Annotated in this window: 12 protein-coding genes; 6 read left to right on the top strand and 6 right to left on the bottom strand. The window is 70.4% G+C overall.

What is annotated here, in order from left to right:
• Positions 1–240: 240 nt before the first annotated feature.
• The gene (locus ACFVBH_RS30200) at positions 241–1,521 is read right to left on the bottom strand and encodes an MFS transporter (RefSeq protein ID WP_354984442.1); all 1,281 of its coding nucleotides are present in this window, start codon (positions 1,519–1,521) and stop codon (positions 241–243) included.
• Between the two features lie 227 nt (positions 1,522–1,748).
• Entirely contained in the window at positions 1,749–2,474 is a 726-nt protein-coding gene (gene pdxH / locus ACFVBH_RS30195; RefSeq protein ID WP_354984443.1) for a pyridoxamine 5'-phosphate oxidase, read from the bottom strand.
• 100 nt (positions 2,475–2,574) lie between these two features.
• On the opposite strand from pdxH, the gene ACFVBH_RS30190 reads away from it, so the two are divergent.
• Positions 2,575–3,714: a citrate synthase 2 gene (locus ACFVBH_RS30190; protein WP_354984444.1), complete on the top strand. Its 1,140-nt coding sequence runs from the start codon at positions 2,575–2,577 to the stop codon at positions 3,712–3,714.
• Positions 3,715–3,818: 104 nt separating this feature from the next.
• On the opposite strand, the gene ACFVBH_RS30185 is transcribed toward ACFVBH_RS30190, so the two are convergent.
• Positions 3,819–4,622: an RDD family protein gene (locus ACFVBH_RS30185; protein ID WP_354984445.1), complete on the bottom strand. Its 804-nt coding sequence runs from the start codon at positions 4,620–4,622 to the stop codon at positions 3,819–3,821.
• A 290-nt stretch (positions 4,623–4,912) separates the two neighbouring features.
• Here ACFVBH_RS30185 and ACFVBH_RS30180 point away from each other — a divergent pair, with 290 nt between their 5' ends.
• The gene (locus ACFVBH_RS30180; RefSeq protein ID WP_354984446.1) at positions 4,913–5,788 is read left to right on the top strand and encodes a polysaccharide deacetylase family protein; all 876 of its coding nucleotides are present in this window, start codon (positions 4,913–4,915) and stop codon (positions 5,786–5,788) included.
• A gap of 89 nt (positions 5,789–5,877) precedes the next feature.
• Here ACFVBH_RS30180 and ACFVBH_RS30175 read toward each other — a convergent pair whose 3' ends face one another.
• Entirely contained in the window at positions 5,878–6,645 is a 768-nt protein-coding gene (locus ACFVBH_RS30175; RefSeq protein WP_379006766.1) for a hypothetical protein, read from the bottom strand.
• 133 nt (positions 6,646–6,778) lie between these two features.
• Here ACFVBH_RS30175 and serC point away from each other — a divergent pair, with 133 nt between their 5' ends.
• The 3 genes from serC (at position 6,779) to ACFVBH_RS30160 (ending at position 10,322) form a co-directional block, all read left to right on the top strand.
• Positions 6,779–7,903: a phosphoserine transaminase gene (gene serC / locus ACFVBH_RS30170; protein WP_354984448.1), complete on the top strand. Its 1,125-nt coding sequence runs from the start codon at positions 6,779–6,781 to the stop codon at positions 7,901–7,903.
• A gap of 213 nt (positions 7,904–8,116) precedes the next feature.
• The gene (gene sepH / locus ACFVBH_RS30165) at positions 8,117–9,280 is read left to right on the top strand and encodes a septation protein SepH (protein ID WP_354984449.1); all 1,164 of its coding nucleotides are present in this window, start codon (positions 8,117–8,119) and stop codon (positions 9,278–9,280) included.
• A 271-nt stretch (positions 9,281–9,551) separates the two neighbouring features.
• Positions 9,552–10,322, top strand: coding sequence for a DUF6928 family protein (locus ACFVBH_RS30160; protein WP_354984450.1), 771 nt, complete (start codon positions 9,552–9,554; stop codon positions 10,320–10,322).
• 134 nt (positions 10,323–10,456) lie between these two features.
• Here ACFVBH_RS30160 and ACFVBH_RS30155 read toward each other — a convergent pair whose 3' ends face one another.
• Both ACFVBH_RS30155 and ACFVBH_RS30150 read right to left on the bottom strand, forming a co-directional pair.
• On the bottom strand, positions 10,457–10,747 hold the full coding sequence (locus tag ACFVBH_RS30155; protein ID WP_379006760.1) for a DUF2537 domain-containing protein: 291 nt from the start codon (positions 10,745–10,747) through the stop codon (positions 10,457–10,459).
• Positions 10,744–11,547: a TrmH family RNA methyltransferase gene (locus tag ACFVBH_RS30150; protein ID WP_379006758.1), complete on the bottom strand. Its 804-nt coding sequence runs from the start codon at positions 11,545–11,547 to the stop codon at positions 10,744–10,746. Before ACFVBH_RS30150 ends, ACFVBH_RS30155 begins: the two co-directional genes overlap by 4 nt.
• A 121-nt stretch (positions 11,548–11,668) precedes the next feature.
• Here ACFVBH_RS30150 and ACFVBH_RS30145 point away from each other — a divergent pair, with 121 nt between their 5' ends.
• Positions 11,669–12,031 carry an FKBP-type peptidyl-prolyl cis-trans isomerase gene (locus ACFVBH_RS30145; RefSeq protein ID WP_354984452.1) on the top strand — a complete coding sequence of 121 codons (363 nt, stop codon included), beginning with the start codon at positions 11,669–11,671 and terminating at the stop codon, positions 12,029–12,031.
• The last annotated feature ends 33 nt before the right edge of the window (positions 12,032–12,064 follow it).

Here is a 12,064-nt window from a genome sequence, read left to right as displayed (position 1 = left end):
GCATCGGACGCGGATGGCGACGACGCGCTTGGTTCAACGCTAGTCGCTGTCCAGTACGCCCGAGTAATGAGGGTGGTCGATTACTACCTCACAGTCGCTTCGTTCGGACGTGAGGTGCGGTGCGGTCATGTGCTATCCGCATGAACCGCCCCCTCCGCGCGATCGGCCACGTTGATCACAACACCCGGGCGTGTCTCCCGGGCCGCCGGTGTGCGCGCGCGTCGGCCGTGGTCACGGCCATCAGCCACGCACCTCCGAATGGGCCCGGGCCACGCGGTAGCGGATGAAAGCGGGGAAGACCAGGGCGGCCACCACCATGCCGATCACCACCAGCACGCCGCCGCCCGCCGCGGCCGCGGCAGTACCCACGGCGGCTGCCGCGAAACCGTGCGCAACATCACCGATGCGCGGACCGCCCGCGACGACCACGATGAACACGCCCTGCAGGCGGCCGCGCATCTCGTCGGTCGCCACCGACTGCAGCATCGTCGTGCGCAGGGCGGCGGAGAACATGTCGACCGCGCCGCCGAAGGCCAGGCAGGCGAAGGCGATCCAGAGGGCGACCGTGACGGTGAGGCCGTGCCCCGCCGCCCCGACGGCCACGCCGAAACCGACCATGGCCAGGCCCCAGAGCACGATCAGCCACACGACCGCCAGGCCCTGGCGCCGGATGCGGGTGAGCCAGCCGGAGAACACCCCGCCCAGCACCGCGCCCACCGACATGGCCGCGAACAGCAGCCCCAGGGCGTGCCCGCTGGTCTCGGTGTCCCCGAAACTGTCCTGCGCCATCTCCGGGAACAGCGCGCGCGGCATGCCGAACACCATGGCGACCACGTCGACGGCGAAGGAGGCCAGCAGGATTCGCTGCGTCGCCAGGTAGACGAACCCGTCCGCGACCTCGCGCAACCCGGCGCGCCTGGCCTCGCCGGTGGGCGGAATGGGCGGCAGCTTCCAGGTGGCCCACAGCGTGGCCAGCAGCGCCAGGGCGTCGAGCAGGTACAGCGTGGCCAGCCCGCTGAGCGGAATCATCATGCCCGCCATGACCGGTCCGGCGATGGCGCCGAACTGCATGACCGTCATGGACAGCGAATTGGCCGCGGGCAGTTGCGCTTCGGGCAGCAGCCGGGGATAGATGGCGGCGCGGGCGGGCTGATTGACCGCGAAGAACGCCTGCTGCACCGAGAACAGGCCCAGGATCAGCCACACGTTGTTCAGCTCGGCCGCGGCCTGCGCCCAGAACGCCAGCGCAGTGAGGCCGGTGCCCGCGCCCGTGATGAGCAGCAGTTTGCGCCGGTCCATCACATCGGCCAGCGCCCCGCCCCAGAGGCCGAAGACCACGAGCGGCACCAGGCCGAAGAGCCCGGCAAGGCCCACATACGAGGAGTTGTGGGTGATGTCGTAGAGCTGCTTGGGCACCGCGACCACCGACAGCTGCGCGCCGATGACCGTGACCACGCCGGTGGTCCACAACCGGCGGAAGTCCGGGTTCTTCAGGGGGGTGATGTCGGCGAGCAGCTTCACCGGCGTGAGGTTAGCGGCGAAAAACCCCAGCTGCCTAGGGGTTTAGGTAGAAACATCCCATCATTTGGACGTGATTCATCCCACGAGTTTTTACCTTGTCGGACGGCGTCGTCGATGCGGTTGTGCGGCAGTGCCGTTCGGGCGCGCACGGGTGGCCCGGCGGGCACTGCGCATCGTTCAGCCCCCGTGACCCGGGATGGGACGCGGGAGTGGCCGTCCGCCTCCGGTCACGGCTGCAATCGCTCCACCTTCATGGCCGCGACATCGGTGTTGCCCGGCTCCAGGGTGACCCGCAACCGGTTGTGCATCCGGCTGCGCCGCCCCTGCCAGAACTCCAGGTACTCCGGCCGCAGCTGGAACCCGCCCCACTGTGGCGGCACCGGAATCGACTCGACGTCCTCGAAGCGGGCCTCGGTGTCGGTCAGCTGCCGATCCAGCTCCGCGCGTGAGGGCACGGTCCGCGACTGCCGCGACGCCCACGCCCCCAGCTGCGAGCCGCGCGGGCGCGACCGCCAGTAGACCTCGGTCACCTCCGGCGCGACCCGGTGCACCGGACCGCGCACCGTCACCTGCCTGCCCAGCGCGGGCCAGGCGAAGGTGGCCGACGCGTACGGGGTCGCCAGCAGCTGGCGACCCTTCGCGGAGTCGTAATTGGTGTAAAAAGTCACACCCTCGGGCGAGAGCCCCTTGCACAGCACGGTCCGCGAGGCCGGTCGCGGACCCGTCTCGGCGAGCTCGACCGTCGCCAGCACCATGGCGTTGGGATCGACCACCCCGGCCTCGGTCGCGTGCTCGATCCAATTGCGCAGCAACGGTTCCCAGCCGTGCGCCAGCCAGCTCTCGTCGAGGTCGGTATCGCGGCCCGGATGGTTGCTTCCGGCGTCCACGCCGTACTCCACCCGCAGGGCCGAGAGGTCGAGGTCGGGAGTGGCGTAATTCTCCTGGTCGGGCATGGGCCAGAGGTTACTCCGGAGTAATGCGCGCGTTAAGGTCTAGGAGATCGGCGTGGCCGCCCAGAGACCGGGCGGCCCGACTTGCAAGGAGAGTCACAACATGACTGCCAGCGCTGCGGCCAGCCCTGTCATCCCAGCTGATTTCGTCAGCGGCCTCGAAGGCGTGGTGGCGTTCACCACCGACATCGCCGAACCGGACAAGGATGGCGGCGCGCTGCGCTACCGCGGCGTGGACATCGAGGACCTGGTCGCGAACCGGGTCACCTTCGGTGACGTGTGGTCGCTCCTGGTCGACGGCGAGTTCGGCCACGGCCTGCCGCCCGCCGAGCCCTTCCCGCTGCCGATCCACACCGGCGACGTGCGCGTCGACGTGCAGGCCGGCCTGGCCATGCTCGCTCCGATCTGGGGTTACCAGCCGCTGCTGGACATCGACGACGACACCGCCCGCGACAACCTCGCGCGCGCCTCGGTCATGGCGCTGTCCTATGTCGCGCAGTCCGCGCGCGGCATCTACCAGCCCGCCGTGCCGCAGAAGCAGATCGACGAGTGCACCACCATCACCGAGCGGTTCATGACCCGCTGGAAGGGTGACCCGGACCCCAAGCACACCGAGGCCATCGACGCCTACTGGGTCTCGGCCGCCGAGCACGGCATGAACGCCTCCACCTTCACCGCCCGCGTCATCGCCTCCACCGGCGCCGACGTGGCCGCCTCGCTGTCCGGGGCCATCGGCGCGATGTCCGGCCCGCTGCACGGTGGCGCACCCGCCCGCGTGCTCCCGATGATCGAGGCCGTCGAGAAGTCCGGCGATGCGCGGGCGCTGGTCAAGGGCATCCTGGACCGCAAGGAAAAGCTGATGGGCTTCGGCCACCGGGTCTACCGGGCCGAGGATCCGCGCGCCCGCGTGCTGCGCGCCACCGCCCAGCGCCTGGACGCCCCGCGCTTCGAGGTGGCCGCCGCCCTGGAGCAGGCCGCCCTGGCCGAGCTACGCGAGCGCCGCCCCGATCGCGCCATCGAGACCAATGTCGAGTTCTGGGCCGCGGTCATCCTGGACTTCGCCGAGGTCCCGGCGCACATGATGCCCGCGATGTTCACCTGCGGCCGCACCGCCGGCTGGTGTGCGCACATCCTGGAGCAGAAGAAGCTCGGCAAGCTCGTCCGCCCGGCCGCCATCTACACCGGCCCGGCCCCGCGTCTGCCCGAGACCGTGGTCGGCTGGGAGACCGTCGTCCGCAAGTGAGTCACCGGTAAGTACCCGGGACGCAATGACATTCGCGGCTCGCAGCGGGATTCCGCTGCGAGCCGCGAGTCTGTGTTCAGGGGGATTGCCGGGTGGTCCCCGGATTACTGGGTCTTCACCACGATGCTCTTGACGATCTTGTCACCGAACGTCTGCTTCTTGTCGTCCCACAGCGGCCACAGGAAGCCCAGGTAGCACGGCAGCGCGTCGAGGATGTGGGCGAAGCGGCGGCCGATGGCAGCCCCGGCGCCGAGCAGCTGACCGTCGGCCTCGCGAATCACGCGCAGCTTGAGGGCCTTCTTGCCGGGAGTCTGGCCGGAGGTGCCTTCCAGATAGCCCTGGAAGAGCATGCCCGCGATACTCGCGCCGATCGACAGCAGGAGCAGCACCAGTCCGATGGCGGACAGGCCGCCGCCGGTGCAGGGTTCGTAGCTCGTGCTGTCGAAGTCGCAGCTGAGCGGCTCGGTGAACGCGGCGCGCGCGATGACGTTCAGCAGCGCGCCCGGCAGCCCGAAGATGATCGCGTCGATCAGGAACGCGCCGACGCGAGAGCCCCAGTCGGCCAGGGCGCCCTGCGGTGCGCCGTAGGGCGAGTACCCGGGTTGCGGTGCGCCGTAAGCGGGTTGCTGGGGAGCGCCGTACCCCGGCTGCGCCCCGTAGGCGGGTTGCTGGGGAGCGCCGTATCCGGGCTGGGGTGCGCCGTATGCGGGCTGCTGCGGCGCCCCGTACCCCGGCTGCGGTGCTCCGTATCCGGGTTGCGGTGCGCCGTAACCCGGTTGGGGCTGCTGCTGCGGGTAGCCGCCGTATCCCGGCTGCGCGTCGTAGCCGGGCGCGCCCTGCTGCGGGGGGTAGGAGAATCCGCCGGGCTGCTGAGGCTGCTGCGGATAGGGGTTGTTCGGGTAGGTCAATGTAAATCCTTGTGCGAAGGACGAATCAGCCGTGCGGCCGTACCGTGCGGCAGTTGCCGCTGATTGGCTCGGCCACCTGGCGACCCAACCGGTCACAGTCTGGTATACGACGGCCCCGCCTGCGCGCCGGGGCTGGTCGGATGTGAGAAAAGCCGCCCCGGAACCGCATTCGCGCGCCCCGGAACCGCATTCGCGCAGCACGGTGGCGAATCGGTTGCCGGTGAGCGACATCTGGAAAAACGCTGATTCCGGCGCTGGCCACCGGGTTTGTATTCGCATAACCTGCATCGGTGCTGGACCACCGATTGCCGCGTCGCGGTTTCCTGGCCGCGGGCGCGGCCCTGGCTGCCGGACTCGTGACCGCCGGCTGCGGTGTGGCGAACGGTAATTCGTCCGACCACATTCTCGAATCCGAACCCAACCCCGCCGATCCGCGGCTGGTGCCCGCGAGTCTGCCGGTCACCCTGACCGACGGCGGCACCGCCGCGGTCGTGGCCAAGTACGCCGGGCACAAGCCGAGCCAATGGGGCGCGGACCTGTCCGGGGTCCGCACCTCCTTCGCGGCGCAGGGCAAACAGTTCGCGCTGACCCTGGACGCCTGCGGCGGCCCGGGCAACAACGACATCGACGAGAATCTGCTGAGTCTGCTCATCGCGCAGCGGATTCCGGCCACGCTGTTCCTGAACAAGCGCTGGATCGACGCCAACCCGGCGCGCGCCGAGCAGCTGGCGGGCAACCCGCTGTTCGAGCTGGCCAATCACGGCGTCGCGCACAAGCCGCTCTCGGTGAACGGCCGCGCCGCCTACGAGATCAAGGGCACCGCCTCCGTACAGGAGGCCGTGGACGAGGTGTGGCTCAACCACGAGCGCCTGACCGCCGTCTCCGGCCGCGCCCCGCGCTTCTTCCGGCCCGGCACCGCGCACTACGACGATCTGGGCGTCTCGATCGTGCAGGACCTGGGGGAGACCCCGATCGGCTACACGATCAACGCGGACTACGGCGCCACCGCCACCGCCGCCCAGGTGCAGGCCGGCCTACTGGCCGCCAAACCCGGCGGCATCGCCCTGGCCCATATGCACCGCCCGCGCTCGGGGACGGCCGCCGGGCTATTCGGTGCCCTGCCCGCGCTGCGCGACAAGGGTTTCCAGTTCACCCACCTGCCGTAGCCGAAAGGGCGCCGGTCCGTGCCCGGCCGTGCGGCCGAGCGCCGATGCGGATAGCGCTCGCGCACAGTCGTTCCCGCCGGGCGGGCCGCTCAGCGCGGGAGCGCCCGTGAGACGGCCCAGTCCACCGCTACCGATTCGCCGCGGTCCACGGTGAAGAAGGCGACCTCCAGCCGCCCGCCCAGGTCGATCAGCTCCAGTGCGGCCAGCGGCACCGGCGTGGTGAGCCGTACCCGCCACGGACCGGGCTCGTCCCACGCCCGTAGTTCCAGATCCAGGCGCAGCACCGGATCCTCGCGCCCCGAGTAGTCGGCCGCGACCGGGCTCGCGGTCAGCACGGTCGCCCGTGCCCGGCGGCCGTCGCTCAGGATCTTGGCGATGTTGGCGCGGGCGGACTCGCCGGGCGCGGGCACGTAGACCACCACCCGGTGCGGGTCGCCGGGGTCGACGCGGCACGCGACCGTGTCCCCGGGCTGGGTCCACTCCAGATCGGCGGCGGTCATCCGCTGGCGGACCCGGGTCTCGTAGGGATGGCGGCCGGACAGGCGCACCCGGACCCGGATCTCGTGCCGATCGCCCGCGCCGGGGGAGTCGGGGCCGGGTGCTCGCACGCTCAACACGGTCGCGATGCCCTCGCTGCCGTGCAGTAGCAGTTCCCGGCGCGCGGCCTCGTCGAGATCGGGCCCGCGCCGGGCGAGACCGCGGGAGCCGAATTGGGTGGACAGCCGCGTCAGAAATCCGCCCCGGCGCTGTCCGCTCGATGATGCCGTAAGGCTATAACCTTGTGGCCCAGCCGAATTCGCGAGCGCGTCGGACTCGGCGGCGGTGGCTCCTGATCTCCCGTGCTCGGCCGTGTTCATGGCAGTGAACCGTAACGGCTGTGTGGCTCGCACCACAGCGATACTCGCCGGTTGCCCGGGGGCGGCCGCCGATCCCTCCGCGGGGCCCACCCACTCGATTCACCCGGCACCGGCAGGCTTTAGTCTTGTCGCCATGACCTCTGCGTTCCCGACCATCCCCGACGATCTCAAGCCCGCCGACGGACGGTTCGGCTGCGGACCCTCCAAGGTGCGTCCCGAACAGCTGCAGTCCCTGGTGGATACCGGCGCCTCGGTGTTCGGTACCTCGCACCGGCAGAAGCCGGTCAAGGACGTGGTGGCCCGGGTGCGTTCCGGCCTGCGCGAATTGTTCGCCCTGCCCGACGGTTACGAGGTCGTGCTCGGCAACGGCGGCACCACCGCGTTCTGGGACGCCGCCGCCTTCGGCCTGATCCGCGAGAAGTCGCTGCACCTGACCAACGGCGAGTTCTCCTCGAAGTTCGCCTCGGTCGCCAAGGCCAACCCCTTCATCGGCGACCCGATCGTGGTCAAGGCCGAGCCGGGCAGCGCGCCCGAGCCGACCTCCGATCCCTCGGTCGACCTCATCGGCTGGGCGCACAACGAGACCTCGACCGGTGTCGCCATCCCGGTGTCGCGTCCCGCGGGCTCGGAGAACGCGCTCATCGCCATCGACGCCACCTCCGGCGCGGGCGGTCTGCCGGTGAACATCGCCGATTCCGACGTGTACTACTTCGCGCCGCAGAAGTGCTTCGCCTCGGACGGCGGCCTGTGGATCGCGCTCATGAGCCCGGCCGCGCTGGCGCGCGTGGAAGAGATCAAGAACTCGGGTCGCTTCACCCCCGAATTCCTGTCGCTGCCCATCGCGATCGACAACAGCACCAAGGACCAGACCTACAACACCCCGGCGCTCGCGACGCTGTTGCTGTTCGCCAACCAGATCGAGTGGATGAACGGCAACGGCGGCCTGGACTGGGCCGTGAAGCGCACCGCCGATTCCTCCTCGCGGCTGTACTCGTGGGCCGAGACCAGCGAATACGCGACCCCGTTCGTCGCCAACCCCGATCACCGCTCGCAGGTTGTCGGCACCATCGACTTCGCCGAGTCGGTCGATGCCGCACAGGTTGCGAAGGTGCTGCGCGCCAACGGAATCGTCGACACCGAGCCGTACCGTAAGCTGGGCCGTAACCAGCTGCGCGTCGGCATGTTCCCGGCCATCGACCCCGAGGACGTGTCGCAGCTGACCCGCAGCATCGATTGGGTCGTCGAAAACATCGGCTGATACCCGTGATTCGGTGCCCCGCCGCTCCGAGCGGAGGGTGCCGAAAGAGACACCATATGCGGCGCGAGAGTCTGGCGACAGATTTTCGCGCCGCGTGTCTTGCCCCACGAATCACAGAAGTGCACTACTGTTCCAGAACGTGGGCGGTGTCGCGAGCCTGTCAGCTGTTTATAGAAGCAGCACTGTGCTAGATGCAGTGACAAGGAGGTAACGGTGCGTGAACTTCGAGTAATCGGATTGACGCCCGATTCCACACACATCGTGTGCATCGATACCGAGAGCGGTCAGAAGTACCGCCTCGCCGCCGACGACAAACTGCGCGCCGCTGCCCGCGGAGATCTTGCCCGGTTCGGACAAATCGAGATCGAAACGGAAGCCACGATGCGCCCACGCGATATCCAGGCTCGAATCCGTGCCGGTGCCTCGGTGGAGCAGGTCACCGAAGAGTCCGGCATGCCCGCGAGCAGAGTCGAGCGTTTCGCGTACCCCGTACTGCTCGAACGCGCCCGTGCCGCCGAACTGGCGCAGAAGGCCCATCCCGTCCGCAACGACGGCCCGGCCATCGAAACCCTGATCGAGATCGTCTCCGCGGCGTTCGCCGAGCGCGGCCACAATATCGAGGTCGCCGAGTGGGATGCCTGGAAGGACGAGAAGGGCTACTGGGTCGCCCAATTGCAGTGGCAGGCCGGACGTTCGGTCATCGCCGCGCACTGGCGCTACCAGCCCGACGCGCACGGCGGCTCGGTGGTGCCGCTCGATGATCCGGCCGCCGACCTGATCGACCCCGACTTCGGCCGCGCCCTGCGCGGCCTGGCCACCATCCTGCCGGACCAGACCGCGTCCGCCGTGGTCGAGACCGTGTCCGCCCCCGCCCCGCGCGAGGAAAGGGCCGAGTACGAGCCCGCGTCGGCCCGGGCGGCCGGCCAGCAGGATCTGGACGGCTACTACGAGCAGCGCGCAGCCGTCGGCGACGGCACCGTGCCCGCGGTGACGGCGGCCGCCCCGGCGCCCGCGCCGATCGCCCCCACCGCCCCGGCGACCCCGAATCCGCCCGCCGCACCGGCGCATTCGGCTCCGGTGCACACCGCGCCCGCGCATACGGCGCCCACGCACACCGCGCCCGCTCACCAGGCGCCCGCACAACCGGCCCCCGAGCCCGTCGCTCCGGCCGCCCCCGCTCCGGCGCCCGCGGCCCCGCCCGCCGAGCCCGCGCCTGCCCCGGCTGCCGCCGCGGCATCCTCGACTCCGGCCGCGAGCGCGGACAAGCCGGCGGCCAAACCCGCCGCGCCCAAGCAGAACCGCGCCAAGCGTGGCGGCAAAGCGCCCATGCCGTCCTGGGAGGACGTGCTGCTGGGCGTGCGCAGCTCGGGTCACTGAGTTCGCGCGACACCGAAGGACACCCGGTCACGGCCGGGTCGCCGCGGTCGCTGCCCGCGGCGGCCGCCCGGCCGTTCTCGTTCGGTCGGCCGCCGAGTTCGCCGCGCCGGTAACAACGTTGGGCAACGGCGACAATTCGGCCGCCGGTGCGGGTAGATTTTGACGTGGTGGCGGTGGTTGCCGGGTTGACTCCACGCCGACGCCGACAACGGCCACCGGGTGTTGCTCAAGAGTTGCCAACTTGGGTCGCAACAATCGGGAGGTGCCGTAAGTGCCGTCCACAGTCTCTTCGCTCTGGTACGTCGATGCACCCGACCCCGCCGCCGTGCTCCGCGCACACCCCGGGCCCGATCCCGAGGCGGCGCTGGCCCTGGCCAGACAGCTCAACCCCGACCGCGACGTGGTGCCCGCCGCAGCCGGCACCATGAAGGTCTGGGGCGGACCGGATCCGGAATCGACGTACATAGGCTGCTATCCCGGCGTCACCGTCGTGTGCTCGGCGCAGGCCGCGCTGCCCCGGCCCACGGCCCTGCCCGAACTGCTGGTCCGCCCGCTCGCCTCCGAGCACACCTATCTCGTCTCCTACGACCTCTCCCTGGGTTGGGGCGCTTTCGCGTACTGGGAGCGCGGGGAGTTCCGACGCTCGTTCAGCGCCAGCCGCGTCAACATCCTGGAGGACGAGGGCATGCCGATGGTCTGGGAGCGGCCGTACTGGGCGGGGGAGCACCCCATCGCGCTCGCGCCGGGCGTGCTGCCGGATCCCCAGCTGCTGCCCTTCGACCCACCCGATTTCGCGGACGCTGCCAACGGGCTCTGGCTCGGTTTCCGCTATCGCGGGCCGCTCGCGAGTCCCGGCGCCACCGAGGCGGGTGCCGCGGAGCCGCTGACCTCCGATCAGATCCAGGTGTGCGGCTTCTCGCTCTTCCCCAAGGGGCGGGCGCCCGCCGCCGATCCCGGACCCGAGCCGATCGCGGAGCACAACGGCAGACGCGGGCTGCTGGGCTGGCTGCGCGGCGGGCGCGATCGGCACCACGTGTCCTAGCCCGGCGCCGGCGGGGGCACACCGGATGGCGTGCGCCGGTACGGCGATCACCGTCCCGGCGGGCCGAACGTCCGTACCCGGCGGGCCGAACATCCGCGCGGACGGGCCGAACGTCCGAGCGGCGGGTGGATCGCCTAGGCCAGCAGGGCGATCCAGCCCAGCAGCACGCCGGTGGCCAGGCCCGCGATGACCCAGCGCGTCACCGGCTGGAACCGCCAGCGCCAGGCGGTCGGGGCCACGCCGCCGACCGCGATCAGATTCACCAGTGCCGCCAGCAGCGGATGGATCTCGGCCAGGGCCGTGCCGAAGGAATACACCCCCGCCGCGGTCAGCGCCGCCACCAGCACGCTGACCGGCACGCCCATCGCCCACGGGGTGGGTTCGGAGTAGCCGTAGCCGTAGGGTCCGTCCGGGGGATAGCTCACTGGGTTCGCACTCTCTCGTAGAAGGCCATGGCGGCCGCGGTCGCCACATTGAGCGAATCGGTGCCCGGGGTCATGGGGATGCGCGCGCGAATATCGCTGGCGCCCATGGTCTCCGCGGTCAGGCCGGGGCCCTCGGCGCCGAGCAGCAGCGCCACCCGCTCGCCGGTCATGGCGGTGGCCAGGTTGCTCGCCGCGGGATCCGGCGTGAGCGCGATGATCTGAAAACCTCTCTCGCGCAACACATCCAGGCCCTGCGGCAACGGCGGCAGCGGGGCGAAGGGTATGCGCAGCACATGGCCCATGGACACCCGCACCGAGCGCCGGTACAGCGGATCCGAGCACCGGTCGCCGAACAGCACCGCGTCCGCGCCGAGGCCGGCGGCGTTGCGGAAGATCGAGCCGATGTTCTCGTGGTCGTTCACGCCCTCCAGGACGGCGACCGTGCGCGCGCCGTCGAGCACCTCGGCGGCGGTGAGCGCGGGCGGGCGGCGGGCGACTGCGAGCACGCCCCGATTCAAATGGAATCCGACGATCTCCGCCATCACCTGCGCGCTCGCCCGGTAGTACGGCACGTCGAGATCGCGCAGCGGCTCGGCCAGCACCTCGTGCTTGCGGGCGACCCCGAGCAGTGCGATCGGCGTGAACCGCGACGCCAGCATGCGTTCCACGACCACGGTGCCCTCGGCGACGACCAATCCGCGGCCGCCCGGCAGATCCGGTCGCCGGTCCGCGTTGGCGAGATCGCGGAAGTCGTCGGCGCGCGGGTCGCTGGGGTCCTCGATATCGATCACGTCGGCCACGATCGTCCATATTGCCGCTGTGCCCGCCCGGCCCCGCGCGCGGTGCCTGATTACGGGGTGGCGGCGCGCCAAGGCATAAGGTGATCAACGATCCCGATCCCCTAATCGAAGAGGACAACCCATGAGCAAGCCCGAAATCGAATTCCAGGAGGGCGACGCCCCCACCACGCTGGTGATCAAGGACCTGGTCGTGGGCGAGGGCGCCGAGGCCACCCCCGGTGCCACGGTCGACGTGCACTACGTGGGCGTCGAGTTCGCCAGCGGCGAGGAGTTCGATTCGTCCTGGAACCGTGGCGAGTCCATCACCTTCCCGCTGCGCGGCCTGATCCAGGGCTGGCAGGAAGGCATTCCGGGCATGAAGGTCGGCGGCCGCCGGCAGCTGACCATCCCGCCGGAGCTGGCCTACGGCAAGGCCGGCGCGGGTCACCACCTGTCGGGCAAGACCCTGGTCTTCGTCATCGACCTGCTGGACGTGCTGAGCTGACCTCGAGCTCGTCGCACGATCGCGCCCGCCTCG

Origin of the sequence: Nocardia sp. NPDC057668, from assembly GCF_042799795.1 — a bacterium.
In the GTDB taxonomy this organism is placed as follows: Bacteria; Actinomycetota; Actinomycetes; order Mycobacteriales; family Mycobacteriaceae; genus Nocardia.
This window is presented reverse-complemented; position numbering and strand designations above follow the sequence as displayed.